This is a genomic window from Pseudomonas sp. BR20, assembly GCF_050780135.1.
Lineage (GTDB): Bacteria > Pseudomonadota > Gammaproteobacteria > Pseudomonadales > Pseudomonadaceae > Aquipseudomonas.
Window position 1 is genome coordinate 3,296,953 of sequence record NZ_CP172012.1, and the last position, 24,523, is coordinate 3,321,475.

Sequence of the window (24,523 nt, forward strand, 5' to 3'; positions counted from 1 at the left end):
CAGAAGCTCCTGGCCCTGCCGAGGGACTGGATCAATGCCATGCCTTAAGACGGCAGGGGTCTGGATACCATCATTGAAACCGCAAAACTGTCCACCTTGTCTGTGACGATGTCATCGGGATGGAATGCGCTCACGTGAAACCCCTTTTTGCCCCCCGGCGAAATCTTAGGCCTTAAGGTCGCGCTGACACCGCCGCTATTGAGGATTTTCTCGATGCCTTCACGCATAGACTCCACGTTATCAAACCTGACCAGTCCGCCATTGGGCTCGAAGAAAAACCACTCTTTTTGGCCATCCTTGACTCTGATGCCTGCCAGCATGGCGTGATCTTCCGTGCTGATTCTCAGGTATTTTGACGACGTGGACCTGCTCAGATCGTCGATGATGGACTGATGATTGATCAGTGAAGGGGCGGCGTTTACGTGGAAGGTGTCCTTTGTGTTTACGGCGTACTGCAGTGTTTTTAAGTCGTGATTGAATATGGTGTGCAGCGGAGAGGGCGATTCAGTGGTGGAAGCCTTGCGAAGATTGTCGAGGAATATTTTTTCGTCTCCTCGATGCAAGGCGAGCGCCATGGCATTCGATAACCCGGCGCAATCGCCGTTGGAGGTCAAATCAACACGGCCGAGGTAGTCCGACTGGGCAAAGCTATTGATGGAAACGCTGGGAGAATTCCCGACATCGCGGGTAAGCAGCGCAGTGAAATACTTGCCCTCTTCAATTCTTTTGGCCTTCAACTCCCTGGCCAGAATCCCCATTTCTTCAGGTGTCCTGCCAGGTTTGGCCGCTAATACCATCAACGCCTCGAAACTGCGCTGTCCAGAGTAATCCGACAACTCATCCAATGCACCGCTTCGATAACCCTGGTTGAATTTCGGAAGTGTGTTGGAGGTTCTCGCGGCAGAGATATTCTCTCCGGCACTCGCCAGGTACGTATCTGGGACTCTACCGAACAGACTGCCGCGCAGGGGGGAGAAGTTCTCGATTGGCGGGCCATAGGGCAGGTTTCGAAAAGGGTCGAAGCTATACCAACGATCGTTTTTCAGAACGGCGACGCCGTCGACGCTATTCTCTCCGACTTTATAAGTCCCTATCAGCGTCGGACCATATTCCTTGTTGGCTGCCTTCAACAGGTCATAGCTTCCCGATGCGCCACGTACCTTGTTAATCAGCACCTGCCCGGAGTCACTGAGGAATCTTGCTCCACGTGTGACCAGGCTGGCGGTTCCCGCCGCCATGCCCCTGACCCCGCTGAGCGGGTTGAGCGCGCCGATAAGACCACTGCCGAGGATGCGTGCCGTCTGGAGCGCCTTTATGGTAGGGGACGCTGCGGATACAAGCACCTTGGCGGCCTTTGCGGAAACACCGTAACCCATCGTGGCCAGCGCTAGAGTATCCAGGCCAAGGTCCAGAAGGCCTGCCTCATAATCACCGTCGCGAAAATTGACATAGGCCGACCTGAACGGAATCAAGTTGAGAAAGAACTGCCTGACTCGCTCATCGCCTGCTTTCTGCTCATCAAGTGTCGTGGTTCCATTGGCTTGCAGCCATTGGTCCTTGCCGTTGATATCAAGGTGTTCAAGAAACGCGTCCGCAAGGTACTGGGTTCGGGCGGAGGTAAAACTCGGCGGGGCCGGTAAAGGGGTATTCGGTTGGTGTGCTTCACGCCCTTGGCGATCAAGGCGTTCCGGGGTGAATTTTTCGACTTTAGTCAGAATATTCGCGTCGCGCCAATCACCCCGGGTGATGGCCGCCTCACTCGTGCGCTTGACGATTCGTTTGTTTCTTATATCGATTTCATAAACACAGACCTGGGGTTTTCCGTCGACCTCTCTTTCAGTTCTTACCAGCAACTCATTGAGTCTTGACTGGAAAGTGGGGGGATTTATGAGCCCCCTGCCAATTTTGTACTGGTTAGATTGATAGAAATCGATTTTACCGAATTCCAGGTTTTGCCGGTCTTCCAGCGGGAGTTCGGAAATCAGGTGTTTCACCTGGGTCTGAATGCCTTCTTTCAGCGATTGGGTCGCCGTCTCGTATTGGCCTTGAAATATGCCGTTGACGTTGAGCCTGGGCTGCTCGTTGATCGCATTGATGGGGACCCGGGCATCGTCTGTTTTCCAGTTGACGTTGATGCCCATCATGGCCATGTCCAGCATTGAGTGTTTCCCATCCAATTGCTTGGCTTTGTCTTGGGAGACGGTCGAGAGGCACTTCAATTCAAACGGAATACCTTCCCCAAAATGCTCCTTGAGCTTTGCCAGGGCGATGGCTTTTCTGCTTGGAATCTCGGCAGACAGTAATTGGGAGGCCTTGATTCTGGTAGTCAGCTGCTGATTGAACGCGGTCCTGATGCTCTCCACTTCCTGAGGGGTGTAGGCAGCATCATCCTTCTTTACGACAAGGCCATTGATCATGCCCCAGTCCAGCAACAAGGCTGTGATGACGTGGACCGGCGGATCATTCAAGGCTTGGGCGGCACTCATCACCTGGCCGTAGTCCAACTGTGATGTAGTACCGGGCGCACTCGCTTCGACCTTGGCCACCGCCAGGCAGAAATTTACCCAGGCCTGGCTGCCGTTGACCAGCGTGTCGGGAATATCCTTGACCAGGAACTGAGGCGCTATGCGTGACAGCAACAGGTGGGTTGCCAGCTTGGCTGTGGCTTGCGTGGCCCGGCCTTTATCCACCAGATGGCGACTGAGCCCCTCAACGATGGCTGACGGTGGCATGCCCCAGTATTTTTCCTGCCCCAAGTCAAAGCCGGCGATTGAATTCCTGGCGGGCGACTCGACGGATTCACGATCGAGGCCAATGTTAATGGCGGCCAACACGTAGTCGCTGATGCTGGTTGGCGTGGCAATCCCTTCAAGCCCGCTCTGTAATGCTTGCCCCATCGCCTGGGCCTTGGTGGACTTGAGCAGGGTTTCCAGGGCCTTGGCCGGGTCTTGCAGTTCGGCATCCGACAGCGAGCTGGCTTTTATAAGGGCGCCCAGCGCGCCTTTTGTCAGCTCTGACCGGACCGAGCCTGGCTCTGAGTGGCGGCTATGACGCATCACCCCGGCTTCGACAATGACACGCACCTTGTGTCGTTGTTGCGAGGTCAAGGGCAGGGGCCAGGACAGCGCCCCCCCGAGATTGCCCAAGGATTGTTCCAATGCATGAGTGTGCGCGGTGTCCGCCAAGTGAACCAGATCAAGCCGGGTTTCAGGCATAGGTAAATTATGGTGCTTGAGAAAGGTTTCCAGACTGACAGAGGCCTGGCCTCCCGACGCGCTGTCCTGGTGGTAGGCGGAGCGTGGGTCAATGGTGGTTTGAGTACTGCTCAAATGAGCCAGCAGGGTTTGGGGCGTCGCATCCTGCGCAAGGGCGTTCATGGCAGTGGTGAGGTGCTGCGCCACGTTTTTCCAGTTCTGCGCGTTTCCCTGCGCGCGGGCCTCTGATGTATGTGACAGGGATTGATCCGAGACTATTGCACGCTTGGCGCCGCTGGGGTTGCCAGTGGAAGGCGTGCCCTCCGGCTGATCGGGTGATATTGGCGTGGAGTATTTGAAACCCTGTGGATGTAGCAAACTCAAAGAGGAAGTCATCTTTATTACCTTTAGTTATTTAAGGGTAATACCTTCTGAAAGGGCCTCCCTGGACCTAAGGCACACAGCAAGTGAGTGTCGAGCGTAAGTCCGAACGTTCCCCGCAGGCCGGGAAGCAAGTGTCAGAAATCATATATATAGGCAGGCAGGGAGCGGGGGGAGGGAGTCTGTTCAGGCAGACCGTCGCGCTTAATCCTCTATGCGCATCACAAAACGTAGCCCTCTACCGCCACTTTGGGGCAAACTCCCGGGTTTTCCATACTTGGCCAAGGCATGCCCATGACTCCCGCGTCGTCTGTCGATGAAAAGAGCTTTCGTACACTGCTCAGCCGAAACGTAGCGTTGCCCCTGGGTGTGGGCGTGCTCAGCGCGGTATTTTTCGTCTGCCTGATCACCTATTTGCTGTCAGTCATCCAATGGGTCGAGCACACCGACCGGGTGATCAATAACCTCAACGAATCATCCAAATTGACGGTGGACCTGGAAACCGGCATGCGCGGTTTCCTCATCACCGGTGACGAGCACTTTCTCGACCCGTACGAAGTGGCTAAGCCGCGGATCATTGCCGACCTGCGCAACCTTCAAGAGCTGGTGGCGGATAACCCACAGCAGGTGGACCGTCTCAAGCGCCTGGAAGCGTTGCAACTGGAGTGGAACAAATACGCCCAGTCAATGATTGATATGCAGCGCCAGAGTGGGGACTACCGCGGCGCGGTGAAGGCCGGCCGTGGCAAGCGCCTGACCGATGAAATCCGCAAGGAATACGAAGATGCGGTGGCGATGGAGCAGCAGTTCCGCATCACGCGCAATCAAGAAGTCACCCGCACCACCGTTATCAGTGTCACTTTGTATTTGGCGTTCGTGTTGGGGTTGAGTGGCTTCCTGGCCTATATAGGCCGTAAGAATTTACTCGCTCTTTCAGGTAGTTATAGCGCAAACCTCGCGTCACAACAGAAGATCGCGCTGCGCCTGGAACAACAAGCCTGGCTACGCAATGGCCAGACCGAATTGGCCGAGCAAGTCCTTGGCCAACTGACCCTCAACATGCTGGGCCGCAATATCCTGCAATTCTTCGCCCAGTACATGGGCTCGGCGGTGGCGGCGCTGTATGTGCGTGAAGAGCACGGCGGCCTCAGGCGCGTGGCGACGTATGGCTTCTCCCGGGAACAGGAACAGCTTGAACAGGCTATCTACAGCGACGAGGGGATCGTGGGCCAGGCCGCCCAGTTGGACCGGCTGATTCGCCTTGATGATGTGCCGGTCGACTACTTCAAGGTCAGCTCCGGCCTCGGCGAAGGCTCGACCCGTAGCGTGCTGGTGGTGCCCACCAGCGATGACGACCGTGTCAATGGTGTGATTGAGCTGGGCTTCCTGCGACCGCTGGAAGAGCGTGATGTAGAACTGCTGGAGCTGATCGCCGGTAATATCGGCACGTCAATCGAAGCGGCGCGCTACCGCCAACGTTTGCAGGAAGTGCTGGCCGAGACCCAGCAACTCAACGAAGAGCTGCAAGTGCAGCAGGAAGAACTGAAGACTGCCAACGAAGAGCTCGAAGAGCAGTCGCGCATCCTCAAGGAATCCCAGGCCCACCTGGAAACCCAGCAAGCCGAGCTGGAGCAGACCAACGAGCAACTGGCCGAACAGACCCAGACCCTGGCCGAGCAGCGCGATGCCATGGACCGCAAGAACGTCGAGCTCAACCAGGCCCAGCTCGAGCTGGAAGACCGCGCCGATGAGTTGCAGCGTTCCAGCAAGTACAAGTCCGAATTCCTCGCCAACATGTCCCACGAACTGCGTACACCGCTGAACAGTTCGTTGATCCTGGCCAAGTTGCTGGCGGAAAACCCCCAGGAAAACCTCAGCGCCGAACAGGTCAAGTTTGCCGAGTCGATCTATTCGGCCGGCAACGACCTGCTCAACCTGATCAACGACATCCTCGATATTTCCAAGGTAGAAGCCGGCAAGTTGGAAGTGCGCCCGGAAAACTCCAGTGTGGCGCGCCTGGTCGATGGCTTGCGCGGGATGTTCGAACCGTTGGCCGCTGACCGTAAGCTGGGCTTCCAGGTGGAGGTACAGAACGGTGCGCCGGTGATGCTGTTTACCGACCGCCAGCGCCTGGAGCAGATCCTCAAGAACCTGCTGTCCAACGCGGTCAAGTTCACCGAGCAGGGCGAAGTGAGCCTGTCGGTGTCCCGTGCGCCGGGCGAGGGCATTGCCTTTACCGTGCGTGATTCGGGTATCGGTATTGCGCCGGACCAGCAGGAAAGCATCTTCGAAGCTTTCCGCCAGGCCGATGGCACCACCAACCGCCGTTACGGTGGCACCGGCCTGGGCCTGTCGATTTCCCGCGACCTGGCCGCGTTGCTCGGCGGCTATATCAGCGTGACCAGCGAGCCCGGCAAAGGCAGCACCTTTACCCTGGTGCTGCCGGAGCAGTATGTCGAACGCGAGGAAGATGCCGCGCCGATCGAGCAACCGCGTCAGGTGGTTGCCGCCCCCGCGCCCAAGCCCATCGCGATCTCACCGCTGCCGGTTGCCGACGCCAAGCAGATCCCGCGGTTTGCCGACGACCGCGACAAAGCGCCGTTCACCAGCCGTTGCATTCTGGTGGTGGAGGATGAACCGAACTTCGCCCGCATCCTGTTCGACCTGGCCCATGAGTTGGGTTACCAGTGCCTGGTGGCCCATGGCGCGGACGAAGGCTACAGCCTGGCCGAGGAATACATCCCCGACGCGATCCTGCTGGACATGCGCCTGCCGGACCATTCCGGCCTCACCGTGCTGCAACGCCTCAAGGAGCACGCCAACACCCGCCACATCCCGGTGCATGTGATTTCCGTGGAAGACCGCGTCGAAGCCGCCATGCACATGGGCGCTATCGGCTATGCGGTAAAACCCACCACCCGCGAAGAGCTCAAGGACGTGTTTGCGCGTCTGGAAGCCAAGCTGACCCAGAAGGTCAAGCGCGTGCTGCTGGTGGAGGACGATGACCTGCAGCGCGACAGCATTGCCCGCCTGATCGGTGACGATGACATCGAGATCACCGCCGTGGGCTTCGCCCAGGAAGCGCTCGATCTGCTACGCAACAACGTCTACGACTGCATGATCATCGACCTCAAGCTGCCGGACATGCTGGGCAACGAGTTGCTCAAGCGCATGGCCACCGAAGATATCTGCTCGTTCCCGCCGGTGATCGTCTACACCGGCCGCAACCTCACCCGTGACGAAGAGGCCGAACTGCGCAAGTATTCGCGCTCGATCATCATCAAGGGCGCCCGCTCACCGGAGCGCCTGCTCGACGAAGTCACACTCTTTCTGCACAAAGTCGAATCCCAGCTGTCCCATGACCGCCAGAAGATGCTCAAGACCGCCCGCAGCCGCGACAAGGTTTTCGAAGGACGCAAGATCCTGTTGGTGGACGATGATGTGCGTAACATCTTCGCCCTGACCAGCGCCCTGGAGCACAAAGGCGCCGTGGTGGTGATCGGCCGTAATGGCCGCGAAGCCATCGAGAGACTCAATGAAGTCGACGATATCGACCTGGTGCTGATGGATGTGATGATGCCGGAGATGGACGGCTACGAGGCCACCACCTTGATCCGCCAGGACCCGCGCTGGAAGAAACTGCCGATCATCGCCGTGACGGCCAAGGCCATGAAGGACGATCAGGAGCGTTGCCTCGCGGCGGGCTCCAACGATTACCTGGCTAAGCCGATCGACTTGGATCGCCTGTTCTCGCTGATTCGCGTATGGCTACCCAAGATGGAACGCATTTAAGTGGAGCAACGTTTTTTGGAGAAAAGCAGCGATATTGAGCTGCGCCTGTTGATCGAGGCGATTTACCTCAAGTACAGCTATGACTTTCGCGACTACTCCGGCGCGTCGGTCAAACGCCGCGTGGCTCATGCCTTGCGCCAGTTCGACTGCGCCACGATTTCGGCGCTGCAGGAGCGGGTGTTGCATGACCCGGCAGCGTTCATGCAGTTGCTGCAATTTCTGACGATCCCGGTGAGCGAGATGTTTCGCGATCCCTCGCACTTCCTGGCGATCCGCCAGGAAGTGGTGCCGCTGCTCAAGACCTACCCGTCGATCAAGATCTGGATCGCCGGTTGCAGCACGGGGGAGGAGGTGTACTCCATGGCCATCCTGCTGCGTGAAGAGGGCTTGCTGGAGCGCACGATCATCTACGCCACGGACATCAACCCGGCGTCCCTGGATAAAGCCAAGCAGGGCATTTTCTCGCTGGAAAATGTGCGGGCCTACACCGCCAATTATCAACAGGCCGGGGGGCAACGATCATTTGCCGACTACTACACGGCGGCCTACGATTACGCAATCTTCGACAAGACGCTGCGCGAGAACGTGACGTTTGCCGATCACAGCCTGGCGACCGACAGTGTATTCTCAGAAACTCAATTAATTTCATGCCGTAACGTATTGATTTACTTCAATAAAAAGTTGCAGGATCGAGCATTCGGATTGTTTCATGAGTCGCTGTGCCATCGCGGCTTTCTGGTGCTGGGCAGCAAGGAAACCCTGGATTTTTCCGCCTACAACAAGCAATTCGAACCCTTGGTCAAACAGGAACGGATCTACCGAAAATCATGAGCGACGTTGCAGCCAACCCGATTCGCGGGATTGAAGCCATCGTCGTCGGCGCTTCCGCCGGCGGCGTCGAAGCGTTGCTGAGTATTTTCAGCGAACTGCCCGAGACCTTCGGCCTGCCGATCATTGCCGTCTTGCACCTGCCGGATGAGCGCCGCAGCCAACTGGCGGAAGTCTTCGCGCGGCGCCTGCCCATCCCCGTGCGCGAAGCGCGGGACAAGGAGGTAATCGATGCAGGCACGCTTTATTTCGCCGGACCCGGCTATCACCTCTCGGTAGAGCATGACCGCAGCCTGTCCCTGAGCCAGGAAGACCGGGTACACCATTCCCGGCCGGCTATCGATTACCTGTTCGCCTCGGCCGCCGACGCCTATGGCAAGGGGCTGCTGGCGATTCTCCTGACCGGCGCCAACCACGACGGCGCCCACGGGCTGGCCCATGTCAAGCACTCGGGCGGGACCACGGTGGTACAGGACCCCAGTGAAGCACGGATTGCCGTGATGCCGCGGGCGGCCCTGGCCTTGCATATACCCGACCATATTCTGACTTTGAGCCGCATTGCCGCATTGCTGGCTTCCCTGGAATCCTCCCCATGTTAAGTACTGTCCAGGCCAAACTGCTGATCGTCGACGATCTGCCGGAAAACCTGCTGGCCCTCGAAGCGCTGATCAAGCGCGAGGATCGCCAGGTCTTCAAGGCATTGAGCGCCGACGAGGCCTTGTCCCTGTTGCTGGAGCACGAGTTCGCCCTGGCGATTCTTGATGTGCAGATGCCCGGCATGAACGGGTTCGAGCTGGCCGAACTGATGCGCGGCACCGAAAAAACCAAGAACATTCCGATTGTGTTCGTCAGCGCCGCTGGCCGTGAGCTCAATTACGCGTTCAAGGGCTACGAAAGCGGCGCCGTGGATTTCCTGCACAAACCGCTGGATATCCACGCGGTGAAGAGCAAGGTCAATGTGTTCGTCGACCTGTACCGCCAGAGCAAGGCGATGAAACTGCAGGTGGAAGCGCTGGAGCGCAGCCGTCGCGAGCAGGAGCTGTTGCTGACGCGCCTGCAGGCCACCCAGGCCGAGCTGGAGCAGGCAGTGCGCATGCGGGACGACTTCATGTCGATCGTCGCCCACGAAGTGCGTACGCCGCTTAACGGCCTGATCCTGGAAACCCAGCTGCGCAAGATGCACTTGGCCCGGGATAACGCCGCCGCGTTCACCCTGGACAAGATGCACGCCATGGTCGACCGCGACGAGCGCCAGATCCAGAGCCTGATTCGCCTGATCGAAGACATGCTCGACGTCTCCCGTATCCGCACCGGCAAATTGTCGATTCGCCCGGGGCGCTTCGACCTGACGCAACTGGTAAGCAACCTGGTGGAGAATTTCGCTCCGCAAGTGGCTGCCGCCGAATCGTCGATGCAACTGGTTGCCGGTGGACCCGTGGTGGGCAACTGGGATGAGTTCCGTATCGAGCAGGTGATCACCAATCTGCTGACCAACGCCTTGCGCTACGGGGCCAAGAGCCCGGTGGAGGTGCGCGTGTACAGCGAACATGGCGAGGCCCGGGTCGAGGTGCGCGACCACGGGATCGGCATCAGTGAAGCGAACCAGAAGCGTATCTTCCAGCAGTTCGAACGCGTGTCCGCCAGCCAAGTATCAGCGGGCCTGGGCCTTGGGCTGTTTATTTCAGAACAGATCATTGCAGCCCACGGCGGCACCATCGAGGTCGAGAGCCGGATAGGCGAGGGCGCGTTGTTTCGGGTGTGCCTGCCCCTTGAACAGTCGGCATGAAATCAATCGTCACCCCGACGCAACCTCTGCGTGACCCCATGGTCGTAATTGCAGCAATTGACCGGACAAAGGCTTCCCATGAGTGAAGATGCACAAGATGTCGTTCTGATCGTCGAGGACGACGAATCCATTATGTTTGTGCTGGGTGAGTACCTGGCCGGCCTGGGGTATCGGGTGTTGAAGGCGATCAACGGGGAGCAGGCCTTTGAAATCCTCGCCACCAAGCCGCACCTGGACCTGATGGTCACCGACTACCGTTTGCCCGGTGGGATTTCCGGCGTGCAGATCGCCGAGCCCGCGCTCAAGTTGCGCCCGGAATTGAAAGTGATCTTTATCAGCGGCTACCCGCAGGAAATTCTCGACTGCAACAGCCCGATCACGCGCAATGCGCCGATCCTGGCCAAGCCGTTTGATCTGGATACGTTGCAGGAGCATATACAGCGGTTATTGGCCTGATGGCGGGGCGGCGTCGAAAGTCCGACGCCGCTGCTTTCGCTTTCATAGGTTCAAGGTGTCAGTTTTTTCCTATTGGCATTGAGCGTAGGGTGAGAGGTGCTTTAGCTCACCATAAATGCCGGCGGTATGTCCCCTTTGACATAAAAGACCTCTAACTCCTGCCCGTTCAATTTTTCAACGGCTTGCAGAAGGGTTGCTTTAGTGATTTTTTTATCCCCGACCAGTCTTTCCCCGTCTTTAAGAACGATATCGACCACCGTTCGAAATGCGTTCGGGTCTTGGGTGGTGTCGACAGTAAAGACGGGCACCTTCTTAGTGGGTGTTGAGTACTGAGTGGCAAAACTATTGGCTTTGGCCTTGCTCGCGCTGAATGACATGACTTCACCGCCACTGCCTGATGTTCTTGCCGTATGTTGGATAATCGCAGCCAGATAGTCGTCGCCGGAAGAGTCCGTTCCCGCTGCACGCCTGAGGCCGGTCGCGAGAGTATCCCCGGTAGCTGTATGCCCTCGAAATATTTGGGTTGGGACAGCGAAGTCAAATTTCTTCAGTTCCTCAAGCGTTCGGACACTCGCCTTGGTCCCGGGGGTGGCAAGACGTTCATTGAGTAAACGAACCATGAACTTTTCAGCACTTCTTTCGCTGTCTGGTCGGATGGCGAGTCGTGTGTCATACAGCTTTTTAACATCCGTACTCAGCACACTGTTTGTTCGCTGCCACGCATCAGTATGGTCGAAGACCTTGAACTCCAACTTAGAGGGGTCAGTACTATGAGTCACGTAGCCTGGCTCCAGTTTCTTGTCGCGAGTCAATTTCTCCAGTGCCTTTTCCATGTCCTGTGCATTGGAAAATTTCGCAAGCCCATGATTAGGGTCATAGAAGTAGAAGCTCTTTCCTGTGTCATCAACCCTTACGCCAGCCGCCATGGCGTGACCAGGAGAGTCGATCATTATTGACTTGGATACGCTGGCGTCGGCCAGCTCATTCACGATGCCTTGAACCGTCTCCTGACGCACCGTCTGTTGAGCATGAAAAGCACTTCGCGCGCCGACTTGGGTTTGGATCTTGCTCAGTTTGGCAGTAAATTCTCTGGAGGCCGGATCGGCCGGGTAGGCCGCTGCACTGAGCATGTTCTTGATCAATAACCGTTCTTTGCCTTCTGCCATGGCGTCCGCCATGACACGTGATAGCGCGGCACATTGGCCATTGGACAATTGCCCGGTCTTGGAAAGGTATATGACTTGAGGCATAGGTATTACGCTGCCGAGCCCTGGTTCTATGGCATCGATAAAACGAGCTGAGTTAACCCGACCGATTTGGTAAGAGAGATCGTCGAACCGCTTGAGCAGCATCCCGACCTCCTTGGCGGTAAGGTTTTTATTGCCAGCCAAGGTTATGATATCTGCGGGCTTCATGGAATTGGAGAACCCTGTGATAGTTTGGGGGTTTCCTGATTGGTATCCGCTTTCAAACTGAGCTTTTTGCGGTCCAGTGCGATGGTCGTTAACGGTCTTTTTCCAGCTTTTGACAACGGCCTCATCGAGTGTCTTTCGGGGGCTGTCCGCAGTCGCCCATTTCCCGAGTTCTGCCATTTGGTTCTGCAGCGAGGGCAAGAAATCCTCCAGCGGTGCGCCATAAGGTTTTAGTGACAAGGGATCAAGTGCGTACCACTTGTTATCTTTGAACGCTGCCGCACCCTCCATAACTTCGCCTTGATACTTGAAGGTACCCATCGACACGCTGTCCAGGCCGTTAGGAGCATTGAGCAAACTGCGGCCAGACATCTGTAGGGAATGAACACCGTCAGAGAGTGACGATGCTGCGGATCTCGCACCTTTCGTCAACAAGCGCGTCAGGTCCGCCACGTCAGCGAAAAGATTGGCGTCTTTAAGCACTGCGCCACCGAATTTCTTGACGCCTGTCAGTAGCCTCATAACCGTTGTTTTACTGGTTCTGTTAACAATGCCGCTGCCTTTGGCGCCAGGATTATAAAGCGCTATCAGATCCAGCATTGCATCGCCGATGGCGTCGTCCCATTTACCCTCAATCGCGTTTTCGATAGCGGATTTGAACGGAATAATTACATTCAGAATGTCGTTGCTGAGTTTATTGTTTTTCCGGTACCGCTTCTCAAAGTTTGTTTCACCTGAAGCATTTGCCTCGAAACTGTCCTTGTCGCTGAAAAAATGCTCGCTGACGGTCTTGGCAATCGCATCGGTCTTCGCGGTAAAGAACGTCTTGAGTGGGGCAGTTGTCGAATTCGGTTCGTCGGCGCCGGAGGTGACTGACGCGGGCTGGATCTTGACCCGATCAATAATGACGGGGACTTTTGGCGGTGGTAGGCCTCCATTCCCGATCCCATACTTATCCAGGTCAAACGGCAGCCGTTCAAACCCTTCGATATATTTATCGCCGTCTACCCCACGGAAGATACGGGTTGCACCGATCGGCAGATCGTCAGGCAGGTCGGTTTTTTTGCGAATAGTCTGATCGCTTACAGAAAACTCATAGTAGGTGGATTTCTCGCCACGCACCGTTTTAAACAATATGCAATCGCGTCCAATTTTTTTGTATTGTTTTTGACTGATATCATCTTCTCTATCCTCATGCAGTGGTAGGCGAACGGAGTAAGCCGTTAATCCCCCGAATCCAAAGTTTTTTCGGTCTTCTAAAGGGAGTCGTGAAATTTGATTCTTTATACGCGAGGTAAAGGCTTTTTTTACCCCGTCGAAATAAGGCGTGAACGTTTCTTTAAATACTTCTTCGATATCGGGAAGCTCATCGAATTTAGGCTCGAGTTTTTTTAGTAGCTCCTTGTCAAAGTCAGACCTGAGCGTATCGGCCTTGAGCCGTCCCGACATATATAGATCAATAATCGAGTATGCTGTGCCACCTCTGTTTTGGCGGCCCAGCTTGATGAATTCTTTCTCGAGAGGGACGTCATCGCCCAGTACTTTTTTGAGTTCGGCTTCTGCCAAGGCTTTTCTGGTCGGCAGCGGTGAGGAGAACACCGCGAGGCGTGTACTCAGTTCTGTTATCTGCTCGTTGAATTTGCTCCGCGTGTGCTCAATCGCTGCTGGGTCGTAGTTGTCATCGTCATCCTTAATGAGAAAACCATTGACGATACCCCAGTCAACCATGGCGTTGCGTTCAGCAAGGGCGGCGTGCACCGCTTGGCGCTCGCTGACCGCAGAGGTGTTGCCGAACTCGATCACTTGGTCAAATGTCATGGTCGCCGCAGTACCGGGCGCCTGTTGCTCAATGCGCGAAACGGCAGCACTGAACACAGCCCACTCGTTGGAACCGTACACCAGGTTCTCGGGCAACTGTTTGACCAGAAACTGCGGCGCGACCCGCGAGAGCAGCAAATAACCCCTCACGTCAGGGACATTGGCGTTTTCACGTTCTAGATGGTCATTGACCGCCGCGATGATCGCCGAAGCGGGTTTGCCCCAATTGTCGGGCTGGTTCAGGTCATAGCCTGCGATACGGTTGCGCTGTGTTTCGGGCGTGATGCCCAGTTCCAGTGCCACCGCTGTCATCAACCATTCATTGACACTGGTTGTGGTTGAAATGCCCTGCAGTTCGGCTTCCAATTTCTGACCCAGTGCCTGCGCCTGGGGGTTTGCGATCAACTGTTCGAGTACCTTGCGAGGGGTTACGGGTGATTCTGTGTTGGTGACAGCGTGTATGATCAAGGACTGAATGCTGGTATTAGCTGATTCGTTGACGATAGCGCGCACGCGGTCTTGCTGGAATTGAGCCAGGGGTACCGTCCGACCCAGCAGCCCCCCGAAATCACCCAACGCAGGCGGTGCGGGCAATGGCATGGCAATTTTCTGGGTCAATCGCAAGGTCTCTTGCCAACTGGTGGGTAACGGCAAACCCAGCGCCTGGATGTATCGTTCGGCGCTCATGCTTTGCCCTTCGAGAAGGTTGTTCTTGCGCGCAATGTAAGATTCTGGTGGCAGGGTTATCTGCAACGATCTAAGCCGCCGTTCAGTGCCATAGTATTGATGTTTCTGCAACTCACCTGTTTTAGTCAGGCCATCGATAAGTGCTTGTAGGCCAATGGCATCGGCCGCCGTCATCGAATTTTTTTGCAGAGGTGGTGGCAACTGATTCTGGACACTTTGTTGGGCGAGAAGCGATCTTTGCCCGATGCTCCGAATAGGCCGTTGATTACGTATCGGATCGATGTCCCACTCGGAAGAAGATTCAGCAAGAGGCGCATGGGACGAGGCGGAAGTTGATGTTTGCGGGGTGCTCTGAAGATGCTGGCGGGGAAGAGTAACGCTATCGGATGAAATCATGAGGGGCATTCTCTGAGAGGCAAATGAACATACCCCGGGTGTTGTAACTGCGCCCGCGGTTTAACACTTGGTATTGGCATTAGCCTCTAACGTTCCAACTCTACCCTTTGCCGGAAATTACTAAATGCGCTGGGCGCCGATACAAAGGTGACTCACCGAAGGCACTTGAGTATTACTTTCTGTATCTAAAAGTAAAACTTCAGACATTGCAGGTCATTAACGAAGTTTTCAATGGGCCAAATTCGTCGCCTTCAACGTAAATAGCCTGTCAGCGGGCCCGGTCGAGACCCAGCGTTTCGCTTGACCTGCGCCTCATTCACTGGCCTTTATGTGAGTCATCTCCCGCACCTTCGCCGTCAACAAGTCAAAGGTAAAGGGCTTGGTGATCAATTGCATCCCCGGGTCCAGGAAACCACCCCGCACCGCCGCATGCTCGGCATATCCGGTAATAAATAACACCTTCAGCTCGGGGCGAATCTGCCTACCGATCTCTGCCAGTTGTCGCCCGTTCATCCCAGGCAAGCCTACGTCGCTGATCATCAGGTCAATGCGCTGGCTGGATTCGATAATCGGGAGTGCGCTATCGGCATCGCCGGCTTCGACAAACGCGTAGCCCAGTTCGCTCAGTACCTGGCTGACCAGCACGCGTACCGCCGGGTCGTCCTCAACGATCAGCACGGTTTCACCGGTATTGGCGACAGGCAGCAGCGCCGGGTCCAACGGCCTGTCCTCGCTGATTTCACCGATATAGCGCGGCAGGAACAGACTCACCGTGGTGCCTTTGCCCACCTCGCTGTGGATGGTGACATGCCCGCGTGACTGGCGCGCGAAGCCGTAGATCATCGACAGGCCCAGGCCGGTGCCCTGGCCGATGGGTTTAGTCGTGAAGAATGGGTCGAATACCCGGCCAATCAGGCTTTCAGGGATGCCGCAGCCAGTGTCGCTGACGCTCAGTTCCACATAGTCGCCCGGCGTGAGCGTGCCGTAGGCGGCAGTAAACACGCTGTCCAGATGACGGTTACTGGTGTCGACCGTCAGCCGCCCGCCCCCCGGCATCGCATCCCTGGCGTTGAGTGCGAGGTTGAGCAGGGCACTTTCCAGTTGATTGGGGTCGGCTTCGGCGGTCCACAATTGGCCGTCCAGGCGCATGTCCAAGGCGATGCTTTCGTTGAGACTGCGTTGCAGCAGCTCGCCCATGGACGTGACCAGTTCGTTGATCTGTACCGGCTTGGAATCCAGCGACTGGCGCCGCGAGAACGCCAGCAAGCGGTGGGTGAGGCCGGCGGCGCGGTTGGCGGAGGTCACGCCGAGGTCGATCAGGCTGTCGAGGTCATCCAGCTTGCCACGGGACACACGCCTTCGCAGCAGTTCCAGGCTGCCGATGATGCCGGTCAGCATATTGTTGAAGTCGTGGGCGATGCCGCCGGTCAACTGGCCGACGGCTTCCATCTTCTGGGATTGGCGCAAGGCTTCTTCATTGCTGCGCAACTGCGCCGTGCGTTCTTCGACTTGCTGCTCCAGCGTCTCAAGGGTGCGCTGCAGGCGCAGTTCGCTCTCGCTGAGGTCGATCAACCTGTCCCGTGCTTCATATTGCCGGCGCCGCCCGCGCAGGGCTGCGCTCACCAGGCTGATCAACGTCACGGGGTGGAAGGGGCGCTCCAGGAAGGTCACGTTGCCCAGCAAGCCGCTGAGGTGTGATGAGCCGTTCTGCTCGGTGCCACCATGGTGGGTCATTAACACGATGGGCAGGTCAGACCAGGCGGGCTGACGATGCAGATACTCCAGCAGTGGCTCCAGGTCCGCGCCACGCAGGGCCTCGGCCGCAATAATCAGCAAACCGGCGCCTTGTTCCAGTGCTTCGCACAGTACCGTCAGGTTGCTGGCAATGATCCCGCTGTAGCCGGCCTCGTTGAGCATCATCAGCGCCAGCGAGCCGTCACGGCCCATTGGCGCCAGCACGATTGCGCGTTCGGATATGGGTGGTACGGTCGTCACACGCCCTCATCCTTGAGCAAAGGGGAACCGGCGCCCATATAGGTCGGGATCCCGCGCAAGACACCTTGGAAGTTATCCAGCGGTTCACCGACGGTCATGCCACGGCTGCCGATACGGTATTCGCGGATGGTCGACTCGTGGGCGCCGGTGCGTTTCTTGATGATCGAGATGGCGCGGCGGACCTTGCCCAGGGCCTCGAAGTAACGCAACAGGATCACCGTGTCGGCCAGGTAAGTAATGTCGACAGGCGCCTGCATGTCGCCGACCAGCCCATGTTGTGCGACGGTCATGAATGTCGCTGCGCCACGGCGGTTGAGGTACAGCAGCAGTTCGTGCATATGCAGGATCAGCGCGTTTTCTTCCGGCATCGCCGCCTGGTAGCCGTTGATGCTGTCGATAACCACGGTCTTGATCCCGCGTTCATCCACGCAGCGGCGCACGCGGTGTGAGAACTCGCCGGGGGACAACTCGGCGGCGTCCACTTGCTCGATCAGCAGGTTACCGGTGGCTTGCAGGGCGGCGAGATCGATGCCCATGTTGCTCATGCGCTCGAACAGCAGGCCCAGCTCTTCATCGAAGATAAATAACGCAGCCTTTTCGCCACGGGCTACCGCCGCCGCGGCAAAGATCATCGAGATCAGCGATTTGCCGGTACCGGCCGGGCCGAGGATCAGGCTGCTGGAGCCGGTCTCGACACCGCCGCCCATCAAGGCATCCAGTTCACGAATGCCGCTGCTCAAGGTCTGGCGCATGTAGCCACCGCGATGTTCGGCAGCTACCAGGCGCGGGAATACATGAATGCCGTCCTGCATGATGGTGAAGTCGTGAAAACCGCCACGGTATTTTTGCCCGCGATACTTCACCACCCGCACGCGACGACGTTCGGCGCCGTAGCTGGGGGTCAGCTCTTCCAGGCGAATCACGCCGTGGGCCACGCTGTGCACGGTTTTGTCGAGGGATTCGGTGGTCAGGTCGTCGAGCAGCAGCACGGTGGCGTCATAGCGCACGAAGTAATGTTTGATCGCCAGGATCTGACGGCGATAGCGCAGCGAACTTTGCGCCAGCAGGCGGATTTCCGAGAGGCTGTCGATCACCACGCGGGTCGGCTTGACCCGTTCCACCACTTCAAAGATCTGCCGGGTGGCTTCGCCCAGCTCAAGGTCGGATGAATACAGCAGGCTCTGCTGATGCTCGGCATCCAGCAGGTTTTCCGGCGGCGTCAGTTCGAAGATATGAATATTGTCGTCCAGATCCCAGCCGTGGGACTCGGCACCCTGGCGCAACTCGCGCTCGGTTTCGGACAGCGTGATGTACAGGGTTCGCTCACCCTCTTTCGCCCCGGCCTGCAGGAAGTGCAGGGCGACCGTAGTTTTACCGGTACCCGGTTCACCTTCCAGCAGGAACAGGTGGCTGCGCGATAGCCCGCCGCTGAGAATGTCATCGAGACCTTCGATGCCGATGGCTGCTTTTTCGCTTAACAACGCTTTGGATGTAGACAAGAAGTGCCCTCAGGTCACATACGAGTAGAGGATGCGCGTCCAAGTGGACGTGCCATGTTCTCTTGACCGTAGCGCTTTGCGGCGGTTCAAACTGATGCGCGATTATTGCGCCTACAGGCCTTGCTGCAGGGCCGGATCGTCGGGGTTTTGCTGTTCGAGCTGGGCGAGCAGCACCTGCACATTCTGCAGTTGACCGCTTTCTTTCCAATAGTTGACCAGCAGCACCCGTGCCTTGCGATTGGACGGATGGCGCTGGATGATTTCCTCCAATTGGCGCTGGGCGGCTTCCAGTTCCTGCTGGGCGTGCAGGGTGGTGGCGAGGTCATAGCGATAATCCTGGTTGTCCGGCTCCAACTCCACCGCCTTGGACAGACCCAGCAGCGCATAGGGACGCTCGCCGTGGTGCAGCAACCACATACCGAGGGCGTGCTGCAAGTAGGCCGATTCGGGATGCGCCGCGAGTTGCCGTGCCAACAGTTGGCGGGACTCGTCGGTCTTGCCTTGTTTATCCAGCAGTTCGATCTGCGCCACGACCGCTTGCAGGTTGTCCGGCTGCAAGCGCATGGCCTGTTCCAGGGCGTTTTGTGCGTCTGGCAGCAGGGCGCTGTGAATGTACAGGCGCGCCAGTTGAATCCAGCCTTCGGCGGTTTCGGGCTGGGCCTTGAGCTTTTTCACGAACTCGTCCAACACCTGCTGCAACGGCCCGAAGTACAGGCCCAGGGTGTCTGGCGACAGGCCGAGCAAGGCGTTGGCGGCGGTGAAACGCACGCTTTGTTCGGGGTCATCCAGCACCGGGCCGAGCAACAGCGTGCGCTGGCCGGTGGGCACCAGGCCGACGATGCTGTGGATGGCGGCCTCGCGCACCAGCGGCGATTCGCTGCTGAGGTCCTTGTCCGCGAGCTTCAAGGCTTGGGGGCTGGGGTAGTTGGGCAATTCGGCATGCAAGGCGGCGCGGCGCTCGGGTGACAGGTCCGGCCGGCCCAGTTGCTGATACAGCACACGCGCGGCGCCCGGTTCACCGTTGTGTGCCTGTTTCAGGGCTTTGGAGTAGCCATGGGCAATGGCGGGAGGCACGGCCACCTGGGTGGTGCGGGAGAAATACCAGGTGATCAGCACAATCAACAACAGGGCGCACAGGCCGACGATGGAGTAACGGCGTGACTTTGACATGCAGGTGTCCGAAAGCTGAAGAAGCAAAGTCGCAAGCTTCGGTCAGACCACGGCAGGTGTCAAACCCGTGTCAGGTCAGCACGTATTCCACCGGTTCCAGGGCCGCTGGCAGGTCGGTTTCGCCGAGGGCGGCGAGCAGCTCACGCTCCAGGGTGCGCAGGATCGCATTGCAGGGCAGGTCGTTTTCGTCAAAGCCGAAAGGGTCTTCCAGGTCGTCGCCGATTTCATCGAGGCCGAAGAAGGTGTAGCTGACGATGGCGGTAAACACCGGCGTCAGCCAGCCCAGGGGTTCGGCCATGGCGAACGGCAAGAGAATGCAGAACAGGTAAATGGTGCGGTGCAGCAGCAAGGTGTAAGGGAAGGGCAGCGGCGTGCTTTTGATTCGCTCGCACGCGGCCTGTACCTGGCTGAGGCTGACCAGGCGGGTTTCCAACTGGGTGTAACGCCATTCGCTGATGGCGCCTTGCTCGGCCAAAGCGGAAAATCGCGCGCCGAGCTGTTGCAGCACCCGGTCAGGGAGGTTGGGATGACTCGCTTCCACGCTGGCCCACGGCTTTATCGCCCGGGCTTCGTCTTCGTGGCGCAGACGCGCGACCAGCCCGTGGGCGAAGCCGCCCAGCCCCCGCAGCAAGCGCCCACGCTCCGCGGGGTCAGTGAGCACCTGGGTCTCGCGAATCAGCGAGCGCACCTCGATGATCATCTGCCCCAGTTGCTTGCGGCCTTCCCACCAGCGGTCATAGCAGGCGTTATTTCGAAAACTCATGAAGATCGACAGCGACAGCCCGAGCAACGTAAAGGGTGTCGCGTTGACCTTGGAGAAATACGCCGGGTGCAGGGTTTCCACCAACACGATCACCGACGCCAGCAGCGTGACCAGCAGGCTACGCAGGGCGATGCGCTTGGCAATCGAGCCCTTGAGCGAAAACAGGATGCCCAGCAGGTTCGGTTTGGGACGTACGATCATCGGTGGGCGGACTTCTTCGGTGGCGCAGGCTCTCAGGTTAGGAGCTTGCAAGCCGGGCGTCCAATCGCTTGGACTGACCGGCCGATCAGCGCGGTCGATGATTGGCCAAACCAGTCAGCCATGTTGAAGGCTTTGACCATTGCTGCCGTAGCGTTGCAGAGCGACTATTTCGACGATACCGACCGTTCAAGGAACCAATAATGCAGATTGAGAACAAGATTTTTCTGGTCAGCGGCGGCGCTTCCGGCCTTGGTGCGGCCACCGCAGACATGCTGGTCGCGGCCGGCGCCAAGGTCATGCTGGTGGATTTGAATGCCGACGCCGTTGCGGCCAAGGCCAGGCAGCTCGGCGACAACGCCCGCAGCGCAGTGGCGGATATCAGCCAGGAAGCCGCTGCCGAAGCCGTCGTGCAGGCAACGGTCGCGGCGTTTGGCGGTTTGCATGGTTTGGTCAACTGCGCGGGGGTGGTGCGCGGTGAAAAGATCCTCGGCAAGAGTGGCCCCCACGGGCTGGCCAGCTTTGCCCAGGTGATCAACGTCAACCTGATCGGCAGCTTTAACTTGCTGCGCCTGGCGGCAGCGGCCATCGCCGAAACTGAAGCGAACGCCGACGGCGAGCGCGGGGTGATCATCAACACCGCTTCGGTGGCTGCGTTCGACGGGCAGATCGGGCAGGCTGCTTATGCGGCTTCCAAAGGCGCGATAGCCAGCCTGACCTTGCCCGCCGCACGGGAGCTGGCGCGCTTCGGCATTCGCGTGATGACCATCGCCCCAGGCATTTTCGAAACCCCGATGATGGCCGGCATGACCCCGCAAGTGCGCGACTCCCTGGCCGCCGGCGTGCCGTTTCCGCCACGCCTGGGCAAGCCTGTCGAATACGCCGCCCTGGTGCGGCACATCATTGAAAACAGCATGCTCAACGGCGAGGTGATCCGTCTCGACGGTGCCTTGCGCATGGCGGCCAAGTAAGGAGGATGAGCCATGAATGATCCCATCGTGATTGTCAGTGCCGTGCGCACGCCCATGGGCGGGTTCCAGGGCGACCTCAAGGGTCTGACTGCGCCGCAACTGGGCTCTGCCGCCATCCGTGCGGCGGTCGAGCGTGCCGGCATCGCCGCCGACGCCGTGGATGAGGTGTTGTTTGGGTGCGTGCTGCCCGCCGGCCTGGGCCAGGCGCCTGCGCGTCAAGCCGCCTTGGGCGCCGGGTTGGACAAATCCACGCGTTGCACCACCCTCAACAAAATGTGCGGCTCGGGCATGGAAGCGGCGATCCTGGCCCATGATTCGCTGCTGGCCGGCAGTGTTGACGTGGTGATCGCCGGCGGCATGGAAAGCATGTCCAACGCGCCCTATCTGTTGGACCGCGCCCGCAGCGGCTATCGCATGGGCCACGGCCGCGTCATCGACCATATGTTCCTCGACGGCCTGGAAGATGCGTATGAAAAGGGCCGCCTGATGGGGACCTTTGCCGAGGAGTGCGCGCAGCTGAACGGCTTTAGCCGTGAGGCGCAGGATGCGTTCGCCATCGCTTCGCTGACCCGTGCGCAGGAGGCAATCACCCATGGCAGTTTCGCCGCCGAAATTGTCCCGGTACAGGTCGCCGTCGGCAAAGAGCAGAAAACCATCCTGCATGACGAACAACCCCCCAAGGCAAAGCCGGAAAAAATCCCCAGCCTCAAACCGGCGTTCCGCGAAGGCGGCACGGTGACGGCGGCCAATTCCAGTTCGATTTCCGACGGCGCGGCAGCATTGCTGCTGATGCGTGAGTCCGAGGCGCAAAAGCGCGGGCTCAAGCCGCTGGCGGTGATCCATGGGCACGCGGCTTTTGCCGATGAACCGGGGCTGTTTCCGGTGGCACCGGTGGGGGCGATTCGCAAGTTGATGAGCAAGACCGGCTGGAGCCTCGACGAGGTCGATCTGTTCGAGATCAACGAAGCCTTTGCCGTGGTCAGCCTGGTGACCATGAGCAAACTGGAAATCCCCCATGCCAAGGTCAATGTCCACGGTGGCGCCTGCGCCCTGGGCCACCCGATTGGCGCGTCCGGCGCGCGGATCCTGGTCACACTGCTTTCGGCCCTGCGCCAGAAAGGCCTCAAGCGTGGCGTCGCCGCCATTTGTATTGGCGGTGGTGAAGCCACGGCCATGGCCGTCGAATGCCTGTATTAAGGACCTACCCCCATGCTACCCAATGACGAACAACTGCAAATCAGCGACGCGGCCCGGCAATTTGCCCAGGAACGGCTCAAACCGTTTGCCGCCGAGTGGGACCGCGAACATCGCTTTCCCAAGGAAGCCATCGGCGAGATGGCCGAACTAGGCTTTTTCGGCATGCTGGTGCCGGAACAGTGGGGCGGTTGCGACACGGGTTATCTGGCCTACGCCATGGCCCTGGAAGAAATCGCCGCCGGTGACGGCGCCTGCTCCACCATCATGAGCGTGCACAACTCGGTGGGCTGTGTGCCTATCCTTACCTTCGGCAACGATCAGCAGAAAGAGCACTTCCTCAAGCCCCTGGCCAGCGGCGCCATGCTCGGTGCTTTCGCCCTGACTGAGCCGCAAGCCGGTTCGGATGCCAGTGGCCTGAAAGCCCGCGCGCGCCTGGACGGCGACCATTACGTGCTCAACGGCTGCAAACAGTTCATCACCTCCGGGCAAAACGCCGGGGTGGTGATTGTGTTTGCCGTCACCGACCCGGCAGCGGGCAAGCGTGGCATCAGTGCGTTTATCGTGCCCACCGATTCGCCGGGCTACAGCGTGGCCCGTATCGAGGACAAGCTCGGCCAGCATGCCTCCGATACCTGCCAGATCCTGTTCGAGGATGTGAAGGTGCCGGTGGCTAACCGTCTTGGGCAGGAGGGCGAAGGCTACAGGATCGCCCTGGCCAACCTTGAAGGCGGTCGCGTCGGCATCGCCTCCCAGTCGGTGGGCATGGCCCGCGCCGCCTTTGAGGCGGCGCGCGATTATGCCCGGGAGCGCGAAAGCTTCGGCAAGCCAATCATTGAACACCAGGCCGTGGCTTTTCGCCTGGCGGACATGGCCACGCAAATCGCCGTGGCGCGGCAGATGGTGCATTACGCCGCCGCCCTGCGTGACAGTGGCAAACCAGCGCTGGTTGAGGCCTCGATGGCCAAGCTGTTCGCCTCGGAAATGGCTGAGAAAGTCTGTTCCGCAGCCTTGCAAACCCTCGGCGGTTACGGTTACCTGAGCGACTTCCCCCTGGAGCGGATCTACCGCGATGTGCGGGTCTGCCAGATTTATGAAGGCACCAGCGATATCCAACGCATGGTCATCTCACGCAATCTCTAAGGAGCCGATACATGAGTTACGAAACCATTTTGCTCGAAATCCAGGGCCGCGTCGGGCTGATTACCCTCAACCGTCCGCAAGCCCTGAACGCCCTGAATGCGCAATTGGTCAGCGAGCTGAACCAGGCGCTGGATGGCCTGGAAGCCAACCCGGAAATCGGCTGCATCGTATTGACCGGCTCGAAAAAAGCTTTCGCCGCCGGCGCCGACATCAAGGAAATGGCCGAGCTGACCTACCCGCAGATCTACCTCGACGATTTGTTCAGCGACAGCGATCGCGTGGCCAACCGCCGCAAGCCGATCATCGCCGCCGTCAACGGCTTCGCCCTGGGCGGCGGTTGCGAACTGGCGCTGATGTGCGATTTCATCCTGGCCGGTGACGGCGCCAAGTTCGGCCAGCCGGAAATCAACCTCGGCGTGCTGCCGGGCATGGGCGGCACCCAGCGCCTGACCCGCGCGGTGGGCAAGGCCAAAGCCATGGAAATGTGCCTGACCGGGCGTTTTATCGATGCGGTGGAAGCCGAGCGCTGCGGGATCGTGGCGCGCATCGTGCCGGCCGATGAACTGCTGGACGAGGCACTGAAAGTCGCCACGCTGATTGCCGGCAAGTCGGTGCCGATCAGCATGATGGTCAAGGAAAGCGTGAACCGTGCGTTTGAAGTGAGCCTGTCCGAAGGCGTGCGCTTTGAGCGCCGAGTGTTCCATGCGGCGTTCGCGACGCAGGATCAGAAGGAAGGCATGGCGGCGTTTGTGGCCAAGCGTGCACCGGAGTTCAAGGATAAGTAAGCGATCCTTCAAGCACTGAGGATCAAATGTGGGAGGGGGCAAGCCCCTCCCATAT

Annotated in this window: 15 protein-coding genes; 9 read left to right on the forward strand and 6 right to left on the reverse strand. The window is 58.6% G+C overall.

What is annotated here, in order from left to right:
- Positions 1-44 precede the first annotated feature (44 nt).
- Complete coding sequence (locus tag ACHPFG_RS15275) at positions 45-3,590, reverse strand: hypothetical protein (protein ID WP_431703416.1); 3,546 nt, start codon at positions 3,588-3,590, stop codon at positions 45-47.
- Positions 3,591-3,869: 279 nt separating this feature from the next.
- On the opposite strand from ACHPFG_RS15275, the gene ACHPFG_RS15280 reads away from it, so the two are divergent.
- The 5 genes from ACHPFG_RS15280 to ACHPFG_RS15300 all read left to right on the forward strand — a co-directional run bounded on the left by ACHPFG_RS15280 (position 3,870) and on the right by ACHPFG_RS15300 (position 10,437).
- A complete protein-coding gene (locus ACHPFG_RS15280) occupies positions 3,870-7,367 on the forward strand; it encodes a response regulator (RefSeq protein WP_431703417.1) in 3,498 nt (1,165 codons plus the stop codon).
- Positions 7,368-8,198 carry a CheR family methyltransferase gene (locus ACHPFG_RS15285; protein WP_371920987.1) on the forward strand — a complete coding sequence of 277 codons (831 nt, stop codon included), beginning with the start codon at positions 7,368-7,370 and terminating at the stop codon, positions 8,196-8,198.
- Positions 8,195-8,794 carry a chemotaxis protein CheB gene (locus ACHPFG_RS15290; protein ID WP_431703418.1) on the forward strand — a complete coding sequence of 200 codons (600 nt, stop codon included), beginning with the start codon at positions 8,195-8,197 and terminating at the stop codon, positions 8,792-8,794. Before ACHPFG_RS15285 ends, ACHPFG_RS15290 begins: the two co-directional genes overlap by 4 nt.
- Positions 8,788-9,981 (forward strand): hybrid sensor histidine kinase/response regulator, encoded by a 1,194-nt coding sequence (locus tag ACHPFG_RS15295; RefSeq protein ID WP_131696252.1) that lies wholly within the window; start codon positions 8,788-8,790, stop codon positions 9,979-9,981. Before ACHPFG_RS15290 ends, ACHPFG_RS15295 begins: the two co-directional genes overlap by 7 nt.
- 78 nt (positions 9,982-10,059) lie before the next feature.
- Positions 10,060-10,437, forward strand: a complete 378-nt coding sequence (locus tag ACHPFG_RS15300; RefSeq protein ID WP_057703059.1) for a response regulator — start codon at positions 10,060-10,062, stop codon at positions 10,435-10,437.
- Positions 10,438-10,538: 101 nt separating this feature from the next.
- On the opposite strand, the gene ACHPFG_RS15305 is transcribed toward ACHPFG_RS15300, so the two are convergent.
- From ACHPFG_RS15305 to ACHPFG_RS15325, 5 genes are all read right to left on the reverse strand, one after another.
- Positions 10,539-14,750, reverse strand: a complete 4,212-nt coding sequence (locus ACHPFG_RS15305; protein ID WP_431703419.1) for a YopT-type cysteine protease domain-containing protein — start codon at positions 14,748-14,750, stop codon at positions 10,539-10,541.
- Between the two features lie 312 nt (positions 14,751-15,062).
- A complete protein-coding gene (locus tag ACHPFG_RS15310) occupies positions 15,063-16,697 on the reverse strand; it encodes an ATP-binding protein (protein WP_431703476.1) in 1,635 nt (544 codons plus the stop codon).
- Between the two features lie 44 nt (positions 16,698-16,741).
- Complete coding sequence (locus ACHPFG_RS15315; protein ID WP_431703420.1) at positions 16,742-18,244, reverse strand: ATPase domain-containing protein; 1,503 nt, start codon at positions 18,242-18,244, stop codon at positions 16,742-16,744.
- 111 nt (positions 18,245-18,355) lie between these two features.
- Positions 18,356-19,414: a tetratricopeptide repeat protein gene (locus tag ACHPFG_RS15320; RefSeq protein WP_431703421.1), complete on the reverse strand. Its 1,059-nt coding sequence runs from the start codon at positions 19,412-19,414 to the stop codon at positions 18,356-18,358.
- A 70-nt stretch (positions 19,415-19,484) separates the two neighbouring features.
- Entirely contained in the window at positions 19,485-20,378 is an 894-nt protein-coding gene (locus ACHPFG_RS15325; protein ID WP_167656329.1) for a bestrophin family protein, read from the reverse strand.
- A 200-nt stretch (positions 20,379-20,578) separates the two neighbouring features.
- On the opposite strand from ACHPFG_RS15325, the gene ACHPFG_RS15330 reads away from it, so the two are divergent.
- The 4 genes from ACHPFG_RS15330 to ACHPFG_RS15345 are packed head-to-tail and all read left to right on the forward strand — an operon-like array spanning position 20,579 to position 24,468.
- Positions 20,579-21,346 (forward strand): SDR family NAD(P)-dependent oxidoreductase, encoded by a 768-nt coding sequence (locus tag ACHPFG_RS15330; protein WP_431703422.1) that lies wholly within the window; start codon positions 20,579-20,581, stop codon positions 21,344-21,346.
- A 12-nt stretch (positions 21,347-21,358) separates the two neighbouring features.
- Positions 21,359-22,543, forward strand: coding sequence for an acetyl-CoA C-acyltransferase (locus ACHPFG_RS15335; RefSeq protein ID WP_431703423.1), 1,185 nt, complete (start codon positions 21,359-21,361; stop codon positions 22,541-22,543).
- Between the two features lie 12 nt (positions 22,544-22,555).
- Positions 22,556-23,683, forward strand: coding sequence for an acyl-CoA dehydrogenase (locus tag ACHPFG_RS15340; RefSeq protein ID WP_131696259.1), 1,128 nt, complete (start codon positions 22,556-22,558; stop codon positions 23,681-23,683).
- Between the two features lie 11 nt (positions 23,684-23,694).
- Complete coding sequence (locus ACHPFG_RS15345; protein ID WP_145337822.1) at positions 23,695-24,468, forward strand: enoyl-CoA hydratase; 774 nt, start codon at positions 23,695-23,697, stop codon at positions 24,466-24,468.
- The last annotated feature ends 55 nt before the right edge of the window (positions 24,469-24,523 follow it).

Coding starts and splice junctions, on each gene's coding strand:
- ACHPFG_RS15340 (WP_131696259.1), top strand. CDS start 22,556: ATGCTACCCAATGACGAACAACTGCAAATCAGCGACGCGGCCCGGCAA.
- ACHPFG_RS15320 (WP_431703421.1), bottom strand. CDS start 19,414: ATGTCAAAGTCACGCCGTTACTCCATCGTCGGCCTGTGCGCCCTGTTG.
- ACHPFG_RS15335 (WP_431703423.1), top strand. CDS start 21,359: ATGAATGATCCCATCGTGATTGTCAGTGCCGTGCGCACGCCCATGGGC.
- ACHPFG_RS15290 (WP_431703418.1), top strand. CDS start 8,195: ATGAGCGACGTTGCAGCCAACCCGATTCGCGGGATTGAAGCCATCGTC.
- ACHPFG_RS15280 (WP_431703417.1), top strand. CDS start 3,870: ATGACTCCCGCGTCGTCTGTCGATGAAAAGAGCTTTCGTACACTGCTC.
- ACHPFG_RS15310 (WP_431703476.1), bottom strand. CDS start 16,697: ATGGGCCGTGACGGCTCGCTGGCGCTGATGATGCTCAACGAGGCCGGC.
- ACHPFG_RS15300 (WP_057703059.1), top strand. CDS start 10,060: ATGAGTGAAGATGCACAAGATGTCGTTCTGATCGTCGAGGACGACGAA.
- ACHPFG_RS15345 (WP_145337822.1), top strand. CDS start 23,695: ATGAGTTACGAAACCATTTTGCTCGAAATCCAGGGCCGCGTCGGGCTG.
- ACHPFG_RS15305 (WP_431703419.1), bottom strand. CDS start 14,750: ATGATTTCATCCGATAGCGTTACTCTTCCCCGCCAGCATCTTCAGAGC.
- ACHPFG_RS15275 (WP_431703416.1), bottom strand. CDS start 3,590: ATGACTTCCTCTTTGAGTTTGCTACATCCACAGGGTTTCAAATACTCC.
- ACHPFG_RS15325 (WP_167656329.1), bottom strand. CDS start 20,378: ATGATCGTACGTCCCAAACCGAACCTGCTGGGCATCCTGTTTTCGCTC.
- ACHPFG_RS15295 (WP_131696252.1), top strand. CDS start 8,788: ATGTTAAGTACTGTCCAGGCCAAACTGCTGATCGTCGACGATCTGCCG.
- ACHPFG_RS15330 (WP_431703422.1), top strand. CDS start 20,579: ATGCAGATTGAGAACAAGATTTTTCTGGTCAGCGGCGGCGCTTCCGGC.